Source organism: Massilia sp. YIM B02763, assembly GCF_030412015.1.
Lineage (GTDB): Bacteria > Pseudomonadota > Gammaproteobacteria > Burkholderiales > Burkholderiaceae_D > Telluria.
This window is the reverse complement of record NZ_JASNRD010000043.1, coordinates 1-17,748: the sequence shown is the minus strand read 5'-3', so window position 1 is coordinate 17,748 and position 17,748 is coordinate 1. Positions and strand designations below refer to the sequence as shown.

Here is a 17,748-nt window from a genome sequence, read left to right as displayed (position 1 = left end):
CGTACTTGGCAGCGACTCCTGCGCAAAGTACGCCGCCGCTTTTTTTACAATGTCCCGCTCCATTTCTACCTGGGCCAGCTGCTTTCGCAGCTTTGCGTTCTCCACCTCCAGCTCGACAACGGAGCGGCTTCCAGGTGCTGTCTGTGCGGCTGGTCCGCGTTTGGCTGCAGCTACCCAATTGGCCAGCGTCCCTTTTGGGATGCTTACTCGTGCTGCTGCCTGCTCAATGGACAGGCCCTGCGCCAGGACCAGCTTCACGGCTTCTTCCTTGAGTTCCGGTGTGTACGTCTTCTTCAATATCTTCATAAAGGCTCCTGTTGGCGAACTTTACCAAACAAGAGTGTCCGAAAAAATCAGAGTACCTCAGTTCTCCGCCGCCCAAGTAACGGCACGATCGGAATCCTACATGACACGAAGGCAGCGCCAGAGCAAGCCCCGTAGTGAACGCAGGCTTTGTGATCTTGCCAAAGCGCTGGATGGTCGAGCGTACCCACGCCTGGACGGAACGCTGGCGCCGCACGGTCATGCATCACGACCGCAAGCTGGATGTCTTGGCCGCTTGGGTATGGCTGGCCGAGGCGCGTATGCTACTCAATAGACTTGCCCATCAAGTTTGATTTCGTCTACACCCTGTAAGAGGTTTTTTGCGACATGCAGCCTCTGCGATGCCGTCAGCTGCACATCGGGGTCGGCCAGCTGGGCTTGAGACAATCCGCTTCCTGCTAGCAACTTAACGGATGGAAGGCCGCGCTCGCAGCCGAAATCGAACAGCAGGCGCGTGCTCGCAGGCCCACGCGCAAAATTATTTAAGTTCATCATCAAGCTTTTCAAATCATTAAACTGACCCAAATCATAAAAGTTTAGTCCTCGTGCGCTATGGGCTCCCTAAGCAGGCGAGCGCATTATCTAAAGGATAGAACATATTGCAAGACGTCGTAAAGCTCGCACGCCGTCTCGTCGGGCCGGAGACGTCACGATGACAACGAGACGAACATGGGCGCAAACGTCGAGCGGGCGTGTGAAGTCCGAATGCCTGGATCAATCGACACAACAGGGCACGCGGCGGACATACACATAATACAGCTAGCGTCTGGGGCTTCAGAGCTTCAGAGCATGACGATCGGCGCAATCCTTATCCGCCATGAACCCAGGCACCTGATTCAAGAAAAGGTTGTCACGCTACATTATTATGGCAACAAAATGAAGTCTTTCAATATAGAACCAAATTCCGAGAAGAACAGAAATTTAATCTAGGCAAGTTTTCATTAAATTTGTGACAAAGTAGAGCAATTCCTCTAAAAATTTTTCGTGCTAAATTTTTATGCCTTAAAATCATCCCTGCGCAAACAGTTGCTTCATTGAGATTCGCTGATACGTGTGAAGGTTGTGCCACTCAGTTGTACAACGCTTGCATCAACTCGAACTATTTCCATTGACACTTTTTCCTTTAATGGAGTTTGAATGACTCTTCAATTAGATTCCGCAGCCGATCCAAACGTCGAATACAAGCACCATACTTTGATGTCAATTCTACTTGGCCTCGTTATTCTTGCAATGGGCCTGGCTCTTTTTGTGGGCGGAGCATATTTGTTGATATTAGGGGGCAGCTTCTATTACATTGTCGCTGGAGCGCTTTTTTCGGTAGCAGGATATTTGACGATCAAAAGAAAAATTGTCGGGTTCTATGTCTATAGTGCGGCGTTTGCGTTTACGCTTCTGTGGACATTTTGGGAAGTTGGTCTGTCCGGCTGGGAATTGGCGCCGCGCCTAGCTGTACCGTTTGTTCTTTTCGTTCTTACTGTTCTGCTTATACCAGCGCTGGGTGCGCCAAACGGAAAATTGCAACGCCGGTTGGGTCTATACGCTGTTGCAGTCTTCGTCGTAGTACTTGCAGTTCTTGTTCCGGCGTTCAATCGGTACCCGGCACCAAGTCAATTGCCTGCGATTCAAGCCGGTGCTATTTACGAGGATGCGTCATATGCGCCGGTAAAAGGCGAGTGGAACGCTTATGGCGCTGGCGAAAGTGCTCAACGCTATTCGGCGTCTACCCAGATTACTGCAGCAAACGTGAAGGATCTGAAGCGGGTCTGGACGTTTCATACCGGCGATATTCCAGGAAAGTACGGATCGGAGCTTACGCCTCTTAAAATTGGCAATGCATTATATGGCTGTACGCCGATGAACAAAATTTTTGCTCTTGATGCTGCTACCGGAAAAAAGCTCTGGATGTACGATCCGCAAGTACCACAGAACTGGATTCCCTATACAGCGGCATGCCGCGGCGTCACGTATTATAAAAACCCGAAGGCTATGGCTGGCCAAGCTTGCGCAGAACGCATTATCGAAGGCACTCTCGACATGCGTTTAATCGCGGTTGACGCAAAATCTGGCCAGCTTTGCAAAGACTTCGGAACCAACGGCGCCGCCGATCTCAAAGTAGGACTGGCGCAGAAGGATAGCGCGACAGGTGCTGTCACGCCGGTCATTCCTGGTACAGCCGCCATTACAGCGCCACCAGTTATCGTGCGAGGGATTGTTGTTACCGGCCACCAAGTGCTTGATGGGCAGCGTCGCTGGGCAGCCTCCGGTGTAATCAGGGGATATGACGCCATAAGCGGTGAGCTGCGCTTTGCTTGGGACATCAATCAACCCGAGGTCACCAAATTACCTCCTATCGGAAAACCGTATTCGTTCGGCACACCAAACATGTGGACTACGGCGGTCGGTGACGAAAAGCTAGGGTTGGTATATCTGCCAATGGGAAACTCAGCTGCTGACTATTTTAGTTCTCTTCGCTCGGCCGAGGAAAAGAAATATAGTTCGTCACTCGTCGCACTTGACGTAGTAACTGGTAAGCCGCGTTGGGTCTACCAAACAGTGCACAATGATGTCTGGGACTACGATCTCGGCTCGCAGCCCACGCTAGTGGAATTCCCTACGGCGAATGGTAGATTGCCGGCAATTGTTTTGCCTAGTAAAACTGGCGATGTTTTTGTGCTAGATCGCTTGACCGGCAAGCCGTTGCACAGGGTCGACGAGCGCTCGGTGCCGCAGGGCGGGGCCGAGCCAGACCAGCGTTCCAAGACACAGCCTTTCTCGCTTTACCACACTCTGCGCAAAGCTGAGCTTCGCGAGAAAGATATGTGGGGTATTTCGCCAATTGACCAAATGATTTGCCGAATCAATTTTAGGCGTGCACGATATGAAGGTCCATATACCCCGCCCGAAGTTAATCGCCGCACTATTGAATACCCGGGGTATAACGGTGGATCTGACTGGGGCAGCGTTGCGGTCGATCCGCGTCGCGGAATAATCATTGCGAACTACAATGACATGCCAAATTACAACATGCTTATAAATCGTGATAAGGCAAATGCACTGGATCTATTTCCAGCAGGAGATCCGCGTGCAGCGGGTAGCGCTTCGGGGGCAGAGGGCGCAGGTGCGCAGACAGGTACTCCATTTGGTATATTAGTCAATGCAGGTTGGCAGATGCCTACCGGCGTGTTGTGCAAGCGTCCACCATATGGTGGCATCCGTGCGATCGAACTTGCCACTGGTCGGACGCTCTGGGACCGCCCATACGGCTCGGCAAGACGTAATGGGCCATTTGGTATTCCTTCCTTAATTCCACTCCAAATTGGCACTCCGAATAATGGTGGCCCAGTTGTAACAGCTGGCGGTCTTATTTTCATTGCTGCGGCAACCGATAATCTAATTAAGGCAATAGATATTAAGACCGGAGATATCGTATGGAGCGATACCCTTCCGGCCGGAGGGCAGGCAACGCCAATTGTCTATGAGCAAAACGGAAAACAATATCTCGTAATCATGGCTGGGGGTCATCATTTCATGATGACCCCCTCGGGGGACTCACTTATCGCCTATGCGTTGCCGGAAAAAAAATAGCGAGTCATCAGATTTATCTTTTGAAAACGCTGATATTATTTTTCGGTTTTAGTCAGTGGGTGGTTATATTAATTTTAAGTCGACTCACAATATTGAGGAGTAAGATAATGTTCGTGCCGAAATTAGAGCAACATGCCATTAATTTCCTGCCACCACATTTCGATCCAGATTACGTCGAGCATGCGGTAAAACCATTTATGGCTGGCTCGATTGTCACCGCTGAAAAGCCGATGCTACCGTTGATTGATTTGGAGTTGAGTAAGGAGAAAGCAATTCCACCGCATATTTTTGGCATGCTTTACGAAAACTGGGTGCCAAATATGGAAGAAGAGGGGCTCTCCGTTTTTCTGCAAGGATATGAGAATCGAGGCCCCGATAACGAGCGCAAGCGAATCTACTATTCTGCATTTACTGCTGATCTTGTTAAAGAGAACTACCAGCCTAAATTTTCGTCGTTTGCTGAAAATTTATTTGCGGAAGGAAATGTTGGTAAACCACTCATGCAGACCTATTATGATAGGTACTTTGATCTTTATTGGAGTTTGCACTTAGGTGTGGCTGATAATGATATCCCAGACGAGATTCGCGAGATTGGCAAGGCCTTCAATACTGTCATTGGCTTCTGGTTTCCCACATCGGACATCGTATATGAAAGCTACATGAAGGTACGTAAGCTACGTCCGTTTCTACGCGATTGGGTTGATGCGCGGATTGAAGATATTGTTCAAGGTCGAATTAATGGCCACGAAAAAACAATTGTTTATCAATGGATAAAAAACGGAGAGTTCAAGGAAAATTTTCGACGTAAAGATATCGTCTTCGAATGTTTCCATAATTTTCTTGCGTTTAGCCAGTGGGGTAACACGTTATTTAACATCGTCGCGCGACTATCTGAAAGTGACGGAGACCAGGCTATACGGGAAGCTTTCCAGCGAACGATGTCTGATCCTGATCGGCGTGATGGTTCATCTTTCTCTGCGCTAGAGCGCTTCACAATGGAATTGTTTCGCGTGATCTCACCAAATGGTGGTAGCTATTCGGTGTCCAATGCGCGTCAAAGTATCAGCGGACAAGGTTATAACGGCTTGCTGACAGTACATCCTACATCGAACAACAATTTGCTCCATTGGTCTGACCCCCAAGTGTTCAACCCTGACCGTTATATGGATGTTCCATTAACGTCGGAACACGCTGACGCTTCCGCACAAAGTGCCGGGTTACATGAATGCCCGTTCGCAAAGAAATCGCGATCTTTGCGCGATGGCCGTAATGGCACAATTGAAAACAGCGTCTTCGGCGCGGTTTACGCGACGGTGAACGGCGTCACCACGCCGGTTCCCGATACGCCAGGTTATGCGCCGTTCGGTTTCGGATACCGTCGCTGCCCCGGCGAACTGTTCACTATCAATTTTATATCAACTATCTTGCGCAAAATCCATTCGACTGATGTGCGCTTCGAGAAAGTATCTGACCCGCATCCTGCGAAGCTACCAGTGGGCCCTATTACCGTAATTGACGATTGCTATTTCTTTCATTTCGACAGCTAAAAATTTCAGTATGTCTTTGAAAAATGTTTCAATGGTCAATTCCACAGCTGACTTGTTGTTCCATGCGTAAAGTAAGTAATTTAATTAAAGTCTTCCATTTTTAAAAATTTCACTTTTTTAATAGAACGCATTTTCAATGCTTCGATTTTCTTATGCTGCCTAGCAGTTAATCCTTGCGGGGAGTTGCATGCATTAAGGGAGTGATTTTTATGTTTCCTTGGCGAGGCGTCTATCATAAAGTGTGGCTGCTTTTTAACGTGGAATGTACTTAAACTTCAAGGTTATTATGTACCCTATCGAATTCACTGCCGATATTGAAGTTGTTGACGAGGAAGAAATGAAGCTGACGCATGACATCGTCGAGCAAATGGCGGCGTCTGCGCGATGCGCTTTCGAACGTCATCGTCATGCGCTGCGCGATGCGCACGCCAAGTCGAATGGAATTTGAAAGGAGAATTAGTCGTGCATTCAGGACTGCCAGAAGAGTTGCGTCAAGGCATATTTTCCGAGCCCCGCACACTACAAGTTGTTGCGCGCCTCTCATCGTCGCCGGGCGATATTCATTCTGATAAAGTTCCTGCTCCGCGTGGTTTTGCTGTTAAGGCTCTCGGTGTTGAGGGACAACGTCTGACCCCTTCGATCGACGGCTTTCATCAAGATTTTCTGATGGTAAATTTTCCCGCACTTGCTTTCGGTACGTTGCCGAAATATAAAGTAATGCTTTCTATTCTCGAGGCCAATGCAAATGCGCCGGATACAATTCAGCGTCTAGGGAAGCGCTGAATAAATAGATTCTTCGGCCCTTTCGACGTGACAAAGTCGGTGTCAGACCGAAGTGTCGTCGAGATCAGTTATTTTTCGCGCTCCAGCTTGGACGTCAGGCTCGTTTTTGCCTGCTGTGGCATGCATTTGCGCACTCAAGACGGAGTTCGGGCGTGCGCGCTCCCAAAGATCCGGCCAGCCAATACCAAGTTCGCGAACGCGAACAAGGTGTGCAGCTGCGCTGTGTTCTTAGCCAGGCCGCGATAACGCGTCTTGCGATACCTGAACCCGATTTGGCATCGACGCCGATATGGGCCTTCATACCGAAGAACCAGTTCTTGCCTTTCTTCGACTGGTGCATTTCCGGATCGCGCTTCTCGTCTCGGTTCTTGGTCGATGGCGCCGCCGCGATCAAGGTCGCGTCGACGATGGTCCCCGGTAATCTCCCCGCAAAAAGAGCGCGTTTAGAAGTAGAATTTTCTACTTAACAGAAAGCTCTACATGAAGACGTCCCGCTTTACCGACAGCCAGATCATCACCATCCTCAAGCAAGCCGAAGCTGGTAGCCCTGTCCCGGAGCTGTGCCGCGAGCACGGCATCAGCAACGCCACGTTCTATAAGTGGCGCGCCAAGTACGGCGGCATGGACGCGTCGCTCATGGCACGCATGAAGGAACTCGAGGACGAGAATCGGCGCCTGAAGAAGATGTATGCCGAGGAGCGTCTCAAGGCCGAGATCGTCGCCGAGGCGTTGACAAAAAAGTGGTAGCGCCATCTCAGCGGCGAGAGATGGCGCAGTGGGCGGTGGCGCAGCGGTCTGCCACGATTAACCTGGCATGCCGGGCGTTTGGAATCAGCCAGACCTGCTACCGCTACAAGGCCAAGCTGGACGCGGAAAATGACGTCATCGCCGATTGGCTGGTGCGGCTGACGAACAACCAGCGCAACTGGGGCTTCGGGCTGTGCTTCCTGTACCTGCGCAACGTCAAAGACTTCAAGTGGAACCACAAGCGCGTCTACAGGATTTATCGCGAACTCGAGCTGAATCTGAGAATCAAGCCGCGCCACCGCCTGGTACGCGAGAAACCACTGCCATTGGCCGTCCCGACAGCGATCAACCAGAGCTGGTCGATGGACTTCATGCATGACCAGCTCGCCGACGGCCGCAGCATCCGCCTGTTCAACGTCATCGATGACTTCAATCGGGAAGGCTTGGGGATCGAGGTCGATTTCTCGCTGCCATCCGAACGCGTCATCAGGTCGCTGGACCGGATCATCGAATGGCGCGGAAAACCGGATGCGATCCGTTGCGATAACGGGCCGGAATACATCAGCGCCGTGACCTTGGCTTGGGCTGCAAGACGAGGCATCCGCATCGACTTCATTCAGCCAGGTCAGCCTCAGCAAAACGCCTACGTCGAGCGTTACAACAGGACCGTGCGCTACGACTGGCTGGCTCACCACCTCTTTGAAACGCTCGACCAGATCCAGGAATTTGCCACCCGCTGGCTGTAGACCTACAATCACGACCGGCCCAACATGGGACTCGGCGGCATTACACCAAAACAGAAACTTGCCCTTGCCGCTTAACCTCTACTTTTAGCGAGCTCTAAAAATGGGGGAATTACCGGGTGAGCTGGCCTTCATCGGATCGGACACCGCCAGCAGCCCGGCCAGCACACCGTCCACCGCCAAGTACATGACGCTGGCGCCGCCAGGGGCTCGACCGCCACGCCGGCCTGTGCCATCAGCGCGGTGTTTCCCAGTGCCAGCACGCGCTCGCCGATGCGGCCGCGCACGCCGATGCCCGAACCGGACTCGAAGTCCTGCACCGTGTCCAGCGCCAGGCCCTGCGTGCGCGCCTGGCGCACGATGGCGTCAGCCAGCAGATGCTCGCTGCCCTGGTCCAGGCTGGCGGCCAGGCGCAACACTTCGTCGGCATCGAAGCCCGCGGCGGGAATGGCCCGCTCGAAGGCCGGGCGGCCCTCGGTCAGGGTGCCGGTCTTGTCGACGATCAGCGTGTCCACCTTGCGCAGGTTCTCGATCGCCGCCGCGTCGCGGAACAGGATGCCGGCGGTGGCGCCGCGCCCGGTCGCCACCATGATCGACATCGGCGTGGCCAGGCCCAGCGCGCACGGGCAGGCGATGATCAGCACCGCCACCGCGTTGATCAGGCCGAACACCCAGCCCTGCGCCGGGCCGAACAGGCCCCAGGCGAAGAACGTCAGCACCGCCACCGCCACCACCGCGAGCACGAACCAGCCGGCCACCCCGTCGGCCATGCGTTGCAGCGGCGCACGCGAGCGCTGTGCCTGGGCGACCAGTTGCACGATCTGCGACAGCACCGTGTCGGCGCCGACCCGCTCGCAGCGCATCAGCAACCCGCCGTTGGTGTTGAGGGTGGCGCCGATCAGGCGGTCGCCCGGACGTTTGCTCACCGGCAGCGGCTCTCCGGTGAGCATGGACTCGTCGACCGCGCTGCCGCCGTCGAGCACCACCCCGTCCACCGGCACCTTCTCGCCGGGCCGCACGCGCATGCGGTAGCCCACGTGGACGTGGGTCAGCGGGATGTCCTCCTCGCCGCCGTCCTCGCGCACGCGCCGGGCGGTCTTGGGTGAGAGGCCCAGCAGCGATTTGAGCGCCGCCGAGGTCTGCGAGCGTGCGCGCAATTCGAGCATCTGCCCCAGCAGCGTCAACGAGATGATGACCGCTGCCGCCTCAAAATAGACGTTGACCCGGCCCATCGACTGGAAGAACGCCGGGAACGCGCCCGGCGCCAGCGTGGCAACCAGGCTGTAGACGAAGGCCGCGCCGGTGCCCAGGCCAATCAACGTCCACATGTTGGGGCTGCGGTTGCGCAGCGACTGCCAGGCGCGGGCGAAGAACGGCGCGCCGGCCCACAACACCACGGGCAACGCCAGCAGCAGTTCCACCCAACTCTGGGTGGCCATGGCGAACAGGTGCAGCCGATGCCCGAACATGGCCAGCAGCATCACCGCCACCGACAACGGCAGGGTCCACCAGAAGCGCCGGGTGAATGCCCGCAACTCCGGGTTGTCGTCGTCTTCAAGGTTCGGCAACACCGGCTCCAGCGCCATGCCGCATTTGGGACAGGCACCCGGATGGTCCTGACGGATTTCCGAGTGCATCGGGCAGGTATAAACCGTGCCGGCGGGCGCAGGAGCAGCCGATGCTTGCGTCGCCGCCGAATGATCCGCGTGCGGATGCACAGCGCAAGCTGGATGAGGGGGCGCAGCCGATGCCGGCGATGACGAAGACGCAGCGGCCTCATCCGCATACTTGTCGGGCTCGGCATCGAATTTTGCCTTGCACCGCGCGCTGCAGAACACGTAACTGCGCCCTGTGTATTCGCTGCGGTGCGCGGACATTGCGGAGACGTCCATGCCGCAGATGGGATCGCGCATTTTCCCGCTCGTGCCGACATTGGGCCCCGACACCTCCGATGCCGTGGATTGGCCGGCACCACTAGCAGGGTGGTCGGAGGCGCAATGCATGGGTGCGTTCATGGAAGCTCCGGGGAATTTTCGCCACGCGTCGCTTTGAGGATATGTGGCGCCGTGGAGTCGGATGCAGTATAGTCTTTAATGAGTACAGTCATTAAGAAGGGGCTCCCCGTGGTCAAAGCTCTAGGCGCACCTGCTGTCCCGCGCCGGCGCGAGCGCAACATCCCCGACAAGCATGCACGTATCTTTCACGCGGCCGCGCACCTGTTCGCCGAGCGCGGCTTCGGCGGGGTGACCACGCAGGCAGTGTCCGAGCGCGCCGACATCGCGGCCGGCACGCTGTTTCGCTATGCCGCGTCCAAGGACGCGCTGCTGCTGATGGTCTACAACCAGGAACTGCGCATCGCGCTGGCACAGGGCGCCGAGCGGGCCGGTCGCTTGCCGGACCTGGTGGACAGCGTCGTGGCGATGGTGGCGCCGATCCTGGAACTGGGGCGCCTGCATGCCGAGAACTTGGCGGTCTATCAACGCCAGGTGATGTTCGGCTCGCCCACGGAGAAGTATCGGCTGGAAGGCCTGGCGCTCTTCGCCGATCTGGAGGCGGCCATCGCCGCGCGTCTGACCGCGCACGCGGAGCGATCGGACTGCCCCCCGCAGCCGGATGCGGCCCGCTTGGCCAGCATCTCGGTGTTCGCGGCGGCGCACTTGGCGGTCTCGCGCGCCTCGACCGGCGCGCATCCCGGCCACTCCCCGATGGAGGACCTGCGTGCGCAGATCCGGCAGATCGTGGACGGCTATCTGGCCGGCCTGACAGCGGGCATCCCGGCGTCGAGACGGAAGCGACATTCACCCACAGGAGCGACACGATGAATACCATCAGCAAGGTGACGGTACTGGGCACCGGTGTGCTGGGTGCGCAGATCGCCTTTCAGGCGGCCTACAGCGGCTTCGACGTCAGCGCCTACGACATCGGCGAGGCGGCCCTGGAACAGGCCCGGCAGCGTTTCGCTGGCCTGGCTGCGACCTACGCGAAGGACGTACCCGGCGCGGACAGCGCCAAGACCGACGCGGCGCTGGCGCGCATCGTCACCTTCACCGACCTGGGCGCGGCCGTAGCCGAGGCCGACCTGGTGATCGAGGCGATCCCTGAAGTGCTTGAGCTCAAGCGGCAGACCTACCAAAAACTCGCCACGCTGGCCCCCGCCAGGACCATCTTCGCCACCAACTCCTCGACCCTGCTGCCGAGCGAGATCAAGGATTCCACCGGCCGGCCGGACCGCTTCCTGGCACTGCACTTCGCCAACCAGATCTGGAAGTTCAATACCGCCGAGGTGATGGGCACAGCGGACACCGACCCGGCCGTGTTCGATGCGGTGGTCGCCTTCGCCGCCGCGATCGGCATGGTGCCGATCCCGGTACGCAAGGAGAAGGCCGGCTACGTGCTCAACTCGCTGCTGGTGCCGCTGCTCAACGCGGCGGCCGAACTGGCGGCCGGCGGTTATGCCGACCCACACGACGTCGACAAGGTCTGGCGCATCGCCACCGGCGCGCCGCTGGGGCCGTTCCAGATCTACGACGTCATCGGCCTGACCACGCCCTACAACATCCTCTCCCACGGCGATGAGCACACCCGGCAGCTCGCCGCATGGCTGAAGGAGAACTACATCGACAAGGGCAAGCTGGGCATCGCCAGCGGCGAGGGTTTCTACAGCTACAAATCTGCCCGTTGATCAATCAGCACCCAAGAATAGGAGATCGTCATGCACTACAGCAGTGGAAACTATGAGGCCTTCGTCCGTCCCCGCAAACCCGAGGGCGCGGACAGCAAGACGGCCTGGTTCGTGGGCTCGGGGCTCGCCGGGCTGGCCGGCGCCGCCTTCCTCATCCGGGACGGCGGTGTCGCGGGCGAGAAGATCACCATCCTCGAGGAATTGGCCATTCCGGGTGGCGCGCTCGACGGTCTCGACGTGCCCGAAAAGGGCTTCGTCATCCGCGGCGGCCGCGAGATGGAGGAGCATTTCGAGTGTCTGTGGGATCTCTATCGGTCGATCCCGTCGTTGGAGGTCGAAAACGCCAGCGTCCTCGACGAGTTCTACCGCCTCAACAAGGACGACCCGAACATCTCGCTCCAGCGCACGACGCAGAACCAGGGGCAGGACGTGCCTGACAAGGCGCTGTTGACGCTGAACGACAAAGCGCAGAAAGAGCTGATCTCCGTCTTCCTGGCGACGCGCGAGGAGATGGAGAACAAGCGGATCAACGAGGTCTTCGGCGAGGATTTCCTCAAGAGCAATTTCTGGCTCTACTGGCGCACGATGTTCGCCTTCGAGGAATGGCATTCCGCCCTGGAGATGAAGCTTTATCTCCACCGTTTCATCCATCACATCGCCGGTCTGGCGGACTTCTCGTCGCTGAAATTCAACCGGTACAACCAGTATGAATCGATGGTCCTGCCGCTGGTCAAATGGCTGACGGACCAGGGTGTCCAGTTCCGCTACGGCGTCGAGGTCACCGATGTCGATTTCGACATCCAGCCGCACCGCAAGCAGGCGACCCGCATTCACTGGATCGAAAACGGCGTGCAAGGTGGTGTCGATCTCGGGCCCGACGATCTCGTCTTCGTCACCATCGGATCGTTGACCGAGAATTCCGACAATGGCGATCATCACACGCCGGCCAAGCTGAAGGACGGCCCGGCACCGGCCTGGGATCTGTGGCGCCGCATTGCTGCCAAGGACCCCTCGTTCGGCCGTCCCGACGTGTTCGGCGCACATATTCCCGAGACCAAGTGGGCTTCCGCGTCGATCACCGCCTTCGACCCGCGCATTGCGCAACAGGTGGAGAAGATCACGAAGCGCAACCCGTTCACCGGCAAGGTCGTCTCTGCCGGTATCGTGACGGTGAAGGATTCAAGCTGGCTGTTGAGCTGGACGGTGCACCGGCAGCCGCATTTCAAGAAGCAGCCGAAGGATCAGATGATCGCCTGGTTCTACGCGCTCTTCGTCGACAGGCCCGGCGACTATGTGAAGAAGCCGATGCAGGAATGCACGGGTGAAGAAATCACTCAGGAATGGCTGTATCACCTCGGCGTGCCGGTCCAGGACATCCCGGCACTTGCGGCGACCGGCGCCAGAACCGTCCCGACGATGATGCCCTACATCACCGCCTTCTTCATGCCGCGCCAGGCGGGCGATCGGCCGGACGTGGTGCCGCAGGGCGCGGTCAATTTCGCCTTCATCGGCCAGTTCGCGGAGTCGAAGCAGCGGGACTGCATCTTCACCACGGAGTATTCGGTGCGCACGCCGATGGAGGCGGTCTACACCCTGCTGAACGTCGAACGCGGCGTGCCGGAAGTCTTCAATTCCACCTACGACATCCGCACCTTGCTGGCGGCGGTGCATACCTTGCGCGACGGCAAACCCGTGGGTGCCGGTATCCCTGCATTCCTGCGCGACCGCCTGCTGAAGAAACTCGACAGCACCCAGATCGGTGCGCTGCTGCGGGAAAACGGCCTGGTGCCGGAGGATTAAACTGCCCGCAGCACGTGGGCAGCCCAATGAACGGGCCACCCCGTCCAAAAGCAAGAGCGCAGCCCCTCGGCTGCGCTTTTGCCGTCAGGATACGACGACGGCAAACCGTCCGTGCCCGCTGCGGCCCGCCTGGGCTTTCCGCTGCAACGCGTGGATGTGTCACCCCCGGCCGCAGAGGCAGCAGCATTGCGTGGCACCCAGCTTTTTGGGTTAGCAGGCCGTTGAAATACCGCCGATCAACATGCGCGGTGGCCTTGAGATTCGGTTCAGCTCAGTCGCCCGACCTTGCGCCTGATCAGAAGGGCGCACAGCCGGGGCGAACGCAGTCGTTCACGAGGTCGCAAGGCGATTTCGGCGATTTGGTGCACTGCGCACGTACCTGTGCCAAGGTCCAAAGGACTTCAGGCTGGAGGCCGCGGCGACCAGCGTCAACAGATAGTCGGCCTAGGTGTGATGTTTCAATAGGTTGTTCTGGTTCATTCGGATTGGATTTGAGAAACTGGAAATCGCCAAACCCCCAGTTCTCAAGAAAACCAACCGAATGAACATCCATAAGAATGCCCGATTGACCTTCATCCGTCGAGTCGAAATGGTCGAAGACGTCCTCAACGGCGGCCTGCCAGCCGCTCAAGCCGCCCAGCTGTATGGCGTGAGTAGCGCCACAGTTCGCAAATGGGTCGGCCGCTTCCTGGCCGAAGGATGCGCGGCCCTGGCCGACCGATCGTCGCGCCCAGCCTGCAGCCCACGTGCCATCGATGGCGCAAAAGCGCTGACCATCGTAGAGCTGCGCAGGAAGCGCATGACGCAAGCGCGCATTGCCGAGTATCTGTCGCTATCGAAGGCGACGGTGAGCCGGGTGCTGACCCGTGCCGGCCTGGCGCGTCTATCCGACTTGGAGCCGGCCGAACCAGTGCAGCGCTATGAACACGAGCGACCCGGCGACTTGATTCACATCGATACCAAAAAGCTGGGGCGTATCGAAAAGACCGGACACCGCGCTACCGGCGATCGCCGTGACCGCAGCCGTGGCGCCGGCTGGGAAGTCCTGTTTGTCGCCGTCGATGACCACGCACGCATCGCGTACACCGAGCTGTATCCGGACGAGTCGCAGGAGAACGCCTGTCGCTTCCTGGCAAACGCACATGCGTATTACTCTTCGCTGGGCGCCAAGCCCAAGGCCCTGCTGACCGATAACGGCTCGGCATTCCGAGCCAAGAGCTTCAGCCGTGTCGGCGTAGCCTTGGAAATCAAGCACCGCTACACACGGCCCTACCGGCCGCAAACCAACGGCAAGGCCGAACGCTTCATCCAGTCGGCACTACGTGAATGGGCATACGGCTTCGTCTACAAAAGCTCTGACGAACGTACCGATATGCTGAGTCAGTGGAATCACCACTACAACTGGCACCGCCCGCACCAGGGCATCGGCGGCAAAGCACCGATGTCCAGACTCTTATCCAACCGAAACAACCTCTTGCAACTCCACACCTAGCGCATCGCGCCGATCACCTTGCCTCATTCGAAGCACTGCTCGATGCGCTTTCTCTTGCGCTGGCTGACCTCGTAGCCTGGATGCCGGGTGGCGCGTCCCTCAATGGTGCCGCCTCCCACGTGTTCGGTGGTCTGCGGCACGTGCGGCGTGATATGGATGCTGCGGCACGCTTTGACGAAGCCTCGGAGGTCGCAGGCCTTGTCAGGCTGGCTACTTCAAAGTCAAAGCGAGACGCAGGTAGCGGCTGGTCAGCATGTCGTCCGCGAGCACCACCTGGGCCCGCCCCGCTCGAAGGCATCCAGGACCAGTTCCAGAAACTGCCCTCCTTCGCTCTCGGAGTAGTGGTGGCAAATGCCACCGTGCAACACGTCTGCACCTTTACTTGACGTGGGTTTATTAATAATGGACACTCGTCTATTATTGCTCTCAAATGCTCTCAAATGCTCTCAAAGAACAGCAGCGGGCTTGGCATGTCAGACCAGAACACAGCAGTACCCTCACGGCGCATCCAGCGCCGGGCCGAACAGCCGCCCCGCGGGGATGAGCGCGAGCGAGCCATCCTGGCCGTGGCCAGGGCGGCGCTGAAAGCCGGTCGTTTCGATTCCGTGTCCATCACGGAGTTGGCTGCCAGCGCCCAGGTTTCCCGCCCCAATTTCTATTTCTACTTCGCTTCCAAGGACGCCTTGCTGGCAACCCTGATCGAGCAGGTGCTGGCTGAAATCTTTTCCAACTTGGAACTGGCGATTTCACGTGAAGGTTCCGATGTGCGGGCAAGGGTCAGGGAAGGTGTCGGGCATGTCGTCGCGGCCTAGGGGTCTCACCGCGAAATTCTCTGTGCGGCCGTCGAGGTCGCCACCCGTCTGCCCGTCATGACGGATCTGTGGCGTCGTGCTGTGGTCGGCAGTGTGGATCTGTTCCTCAGCCGTCTCGACCTGGAACAGGTGTGCCGTGATCCCGACACGCTACGGCGGCAGGCCCGACTGTTCGCCTGGGGACAGGAGCGCAACCTCTACAACCTGGCGAAATCGGGTGGTGACGCCGCGGCATTCGCGGCTGGACTTCCCCCACTCCGGTAGACATTTCTGACCTATGATTGGACTTCCCCCACTCCGGTAGACATTTCTGACCTATGATTTGAGCATAGGAGAAATGAATGAGCACACAGCGTTACACGCCGGAATTTAAGGAAGAAGCAGTTCGCCAGGTCGTCGAGCGGGGCTACCCCGTTCCCGAGGTTGCGGCCCGGCTGGGGGTGTCGGCCCATAGTTTGTACAAGTGGGTCAAGGCAGTGATGCCGACGAAGGAGGAAAAGCAAAGTGCCGAGCTGGTTGAAGCAAAAAGCGAGATCCTGCGGCTTCGCTCCCAGATGCGCCGTCTGGAAGAGGAGCGCGATCTGCTAAAAAACCGCCCCACACGGTTGCCCGTGGCCCTTATGAATAGAAACTCTGGACGAGTACACTGGGCTCATGCAGAGACCGTGACCGAACGCTTTTTGGAGGCATAGACCCCGTCAAAAAACCTGGTCCAGGGGAAGCTGCGGACTCATCTGTGGCGGCGCCATCTGGCGACCCCGTTTAGGAAGTTGATCAAATCCGAGCCCCCGTCCTGCACCTGACTTTCCAGGAGGTGGCCATGTCCAGAGAGCGCTCCCGATCCAAGCCCAGAGGGCTGCCGATCATTCATCCATTCGCCGCCGGTATCGATATCGGCTCGCGATTCCACGTCGCCGCCGTCAGTCCGGACCTATGCGATGAACCAGTTCAGACTTTTCAGGCTTTCACCAGTGACCTGGAGCGTATGGCCGACTGGCTGGTCGCGACCGGAACGAAAACGGTTGTGATGGAATCGACCGGTGTCTATTGGGTTGCCGCGTATGAGGTGCTTGAGACGCACGGGCTGGAGGTCATCCTGGCCAACGCCCGCGAAGCGCGTGCGGTTCCCGGACGGAAGAGCGATGTCAATGATGCCCAGTGGTTGCAGCGCTTGCACGCCTGCGGACTTCTGCGTGCCAGTTTCCGCCCTGGCCGCGACATTGCGGAGTTGCGTGCTTACCTTCGCGCACGCGAGAAGCATAGCGACTACGCTGCTGCACATATCCAGCACATGCAGAAGGCGCTGACCTTCATGAATATTCAGCTTCATCTCGTCATTGCCACGATCACCGGCGTCAAGGGCATGAGAATCATTCGTGCGATCGTCGCCGGGGAGCGTGATCCCGATAGGTTGGCTGCGATGCGCGATGTGCGCTGTAAGGAAAGCCTGGAAACCATCCGCGGTGCCCTGGTCGGCAATTACCAGCCCGAGCATGTGTTCGCGCTCAAGCAGGCACTAGCCCTCTACGATTTTTATCAGCAATGTATCGACGAATGCGACGTGGAAATCGAGCGTACGGTGGCTGGTCTGAACATTGGAAAACCGGTACCGGCCTCGCCGCTTCCCAAAGCCAAACACCGCAGCAAGCTACCAAGCGACCCGAAGTTTGACGTGCGCGCGGCAATGTATCAGCTCACCGGCACAGATCTGACGCAAATTCATGGCATCGGTCCCTATCTGGCACTGCGGTTCATTGGCGAGTGTGGAACGGACTTCAGTCGATGGCGTACCGCAAAACATTTCACCTCATGGCTGACGCTGTCGCCCGGCTGCAAAATCAGCGGCGGCAAGGTGCTGTCGGCGCATACACGCAAGACAAGCAGCCGGCTCACCGTCGCGATTCGGCTTGCAGCTGTCACCGTCGGGAGGAGCAACACCGCACTCGGCGCGTTCTACCGGCACCTTGCTGCACGCATCGGCACAGCCAAAGCAGTGACAGCTACCGCTCGCAAGATCGCGGTCCTGTTCTATAACGCGATGCGATATGGCATGGACTATCGAGACCCCGGTGCGGACCACTATGAACAGCAGTATCGAGACCGCGTCATCAAGCAGTTGCACCGTCGTGCAGCGCAGTTCGGCTTTGCTCTGCAACCCCAGGAATCAGCAGCTAACGGGTGAGTTTCTTAGGAAGCGGCGGCGTACTTTGCGCAGGAGTCGCTGCCAAGTACG

At 57.7% G+C, this 17,748-nt stretch carries 12 protein-coding genes and 6 pseudogenes; 13 read left to right on the top strand and 5 right to left on the bottom strand.

Annotation, left to right across the window (positions count from 1 at the left end; translation table 11 throughout):
• Window positions 1-306: transposase (locus QPK32_RS26130; RefSeq protein ID WP_290415701.1), on the bottom strand; the 306-nt coding region annotated here is incomplete at its 3' end.
• 131 nt (window positions 307-437) lie between these two features.
• Between QPK32_RS26130 and QPK32_RS26125 the strand changes: the two are divergent.
• A pseudogene (locus QPK32_RS26125) lies at window positions 438-617 on the top strand (IS5/IS1182 family transposase); the annotation flags it as partial.
• Here the strand turns inward: QPK32_RS26125 and QPK32_RS26120 are convergent.
• A complete protein-coding gene (locus tag QPK32_RS26120) occupies window positions 592-819 on the bottom strand; it encodes a hypothetical protein (RefSeq protein ID WP_290415702.1) in 228 nt (75 codons plus the stop codon). The pseudogene QPK32_RS26125 and the gene QPK32_RS26120 sit on opposite strands and share 26 nt — an antisense overlap.
• A 642-nt stretch (window positions 820-1,461) precedes the next feature.
• Here QPK32_RS26120 and QPK32_RS26115 point away from each other — a divergent pair.
• From QPK32_RS26115 to QPK32_RS26100, 4 genes are all read left to right on the top strand, one after another.
• Complete coding sequence (locus tag QPK32_RS26115; RefSeq protein ID WP_290415700.1) at window positions 1,462-3,909, top strand: membrane-bound PQQ-dependent dehydrogenase, glucose/quinate/shikimate family; 2,448 nt, start codon at window positions 1,462-1,464, stop codon at window positions 3,907-3,909.
• Window positions 3,910-4,016: 107 nt separating this feature from the next.
• Complete coding sequence (locus tag QPK32_RS26110; protein WP_290415699.1) at window positions 4,017-5,456, top strand: hypothetical protein; 1,440 nt, start codon at window positions 4,017-4,019, stop codon at window positions 5,454-5,456.
• A 286-nt stretch (window positions 5,457-5,742) separates the two neighbouring features.
• A complete protein-coding gene (locus tag QPK32_RS26105; RefSeq protein WP_290415698.1) occupies window positions 5,743-5,904 on the top strand; it encodes a hypothetical protein in 162 nt (53 codons plus the stop codon).
• Between the two features lie 14 nt (window positions 5,905-5,918).
• Window positions 5,919-6,239 (top strand): hypothetical protein, encoded by a 321-nt coding sequence (locus QPK32_RS26100; protein WP_290415697.1) that lies wholly within the window; start codon window positions 5,919-5,921, stop codon window positions 6,237-6,239.
• Window positions 6,240-6,504: 265 nt separating this feature from the next.
• On the opposite strand, the pseudogene QPK32_RS26095 reads toward QPK32_RS26100, so the two are convergent.
• Window positions 6,505-6,654 (bottom strand): annotated as a pseudogene (locus tag QPK32_RS26095) (transposase); the annotation flags it as partial.
• Between the two features lie 65 nt (window positions 6,655-6,719).
• On the opposite strand from QPK32_RS26095, the pseudogene QPK32_RS26090 reads away from it, so the two are divergent.
• A pseudogene (locus tag QPK32_RS26090) lies at window positions 6,720-7,807 on the top strand (IS3 family transposase).
• Between the two features lie 39 nt (window positions 7,808-7,846).
• On the opposite strand, the pseudogene QPK32_RS26085 reads toward QPK32_RS26090, so the two are convergent.
• Window positions 7,847-9,744, bottom strand: a pseudogene (locus QPK32_RS26085) (heavy metal translocating P-type ATPase); the annotation flags it as partial.
• A gap of 78 nt (window positions 9,745-9,822) precedes the next feature.
• Here QPK32_RS26085 and QPK32_RS26080 point away from each other — a divergent pair.
• The 4 genes from QPK32_RS26080 (at window position 9,823) to QPK32_RS26065 (ending at window position 14,703) form a co-directional block, all read left to right on the top strand.
• Window positions 9,823-10,551: a TetR/AcrR family transcriptional regulator gene (locus QPK32_RS26080; protein ID WP_290415696.1), complete on the top strand. Its 729-nt coding sequence runs from the start codon at window positions 9,823-9,825 to the stop codon at window positions 10,549-10,551.
• Complete coding sequence (locus tag QPK32_RS26075; RefSeq protein ID WP_290415695.1) at window positions 10,548-11,411, top strand: 3-hydroxyacyl-CoA dehydrogenase; 864 nt, start codon at window positions 10,548-10,550, stop codon at window positions 11,409-11,411. Before QPK32_RS26080 ends, QPK32_RS26075 begins: the two co-directional genes overlap by 4 nt.
• Before the next feature lie 30 nt (window positions 11,412-11,441).
• The gene (locus tag QPK32_RS26070; RefSeq protein WP_290415694.1) at window positions 11,442-13,211 is read left to right on the top strand and encodes an oleate hydratase; all 1,770 of its coding nucleotides are present in this window, start codon (window positions 11,442-11,444) and stop codon (window positions 13,209-13,211) included.
• Window positions 13,212-13,752: 541 nt separating this feature from the next.
• On the top strand, window positions 13,753-14,703 hold the full coding sequence (locus tag QPK32_RS26065; protein WP_290415693.1) for an IS481 family transposase: 951 nt from the start codon (window positions 13,753-13,755) through the stop codon (window positions 14,701-14,703).
• 26 nt (window positions 14,704-14,729) lie between these two features.
• Here the strand turns inward: QPK32_RS26065 and QPK32_RS26060 are convergent.
• Window positions 14,730-14,906: pseudogene (locus tag QPK32_RS26060) on the bottom strand (IS5/IS1182 family transposase); the annotation flags it as partial.
• A gap of 267 nt (window positions 14,907-15,173) precedes the next feature.
• Here QPK32_RS26060 and QPK32_RS26055 point away from each other — a divergent pair.
• From QPK32_RS26055 to QPK32_RS26045, 3 genes and pseudogenes are all read left to right on the top strand, one after another.
• Window positions 15,174-15,515 carry a TetR/AcrR family transcriptional regulator gene (locus QPK32_RS26055; protein WP_290415692.1) on the top strand — a complete coding sequence of 114 codons (342 nt, stop codon included), beginning with the start codon at window positions 15,174-15,176 and terminating at the stop codon, window positions 15,513-15,515.
• Between the two features lie 341 nt (window positions 15,516-15,856).
• Window positions 15,857-16,105, top strand: a pseudogene (locus QPK32_RS26050) (transposase); the annotation flags it as partial.
• A gap of 230 nt (window positions 16,106-16,335) precedes the next feature.
• The gene (locus tag QPK32_RS26045; RefSeq protein WP_290415691.1) at window positions 16,336-17,697 is read left to right on the top strand and encodes an IS110 family transposase; all 1,362 of its coding nucleotides are present in this window, start codon (window positions 16,336-16,338) and stop codon (window positions 17,695-17,697) included.
• The last annotated feature ends 51 nt before the right edge of the window (window positions 17,698-17,748 follow it).

Excerpts from the sequence above, each read along its gene's own strand:
- QPK32_RS26080 (WP_290415696.1), top strand. The coding sequence starts at position 9,823 with ATGAGTACAGTCATTAAGAAGGGGCTCCCCGTGGTCAAAGCTCTAGGC.
- QPK32_RS26070 (WP_290415694.1), top strand. The coding sequence starts at position 11,442 with ATGCACTACAGCAGTGGAAACTATGAGGCCTTCGTCCGTCCCCGCAAA.
- QPK32_RS26075 (WP_290415695.1), top strand. The coding sequence starts at position 10,548 with ATGAATACCATCAGCAAGGTGACGGTACTGGGCACCGGTGTGCTGGGT.
- QPK32_RS26115 (WP_290415700.1), top strand. The coding sequence starts at position 1,462 with ATGACTCTTCAATTAGATTCCGCAGCCGATCCAAACGTCGAATACAAG.
- QPK32_RS26120 (WP_290415702.1), bottom strand. The coding sequence starts at position 819 with ATGATGAACTTAAATAATTTTGCGCGTGGGCCTGCGAGCACGCGCCTG.
- QPK32_RS26045 (WP_290415691.1), top strand. The coding sequence starts at position 16,336 with ATGTCCAGAGAGCGCTCCCGATCCAAGCCCAGAGGGCTGCCGATCATT.
- QPK32_RS26105 (WP_290415698.1), top strand. The coding sequence starts at position 5,743 with ATGTACCCTATCGAATTCACTGCCGATATTGAAGTTGTTGACGAGGAA.
- QPK32_RS26110 (WP_290415699.1), top strand. The coding sequence starts at position 4,017 with ATGTTCGTGCCGAAATTAGAGCAACATGCCATTAATTTCCTGCCACCA.
- QPK32_RS26055 (WP_290415692.1), top strand. The coding sequence starts at position 15,174 with ATGTCAGACCAGAACACAGCAGTACCCTCACGGCGCATCCAGCGCCGG.
- QPK32_RS26065 (WP_290415693.1), top strand. The coding sequence starts at position 13,753 with ATGAACATCCATAAGAATGCCCGATTGACCTTCATCCGTCGAGTCGAA.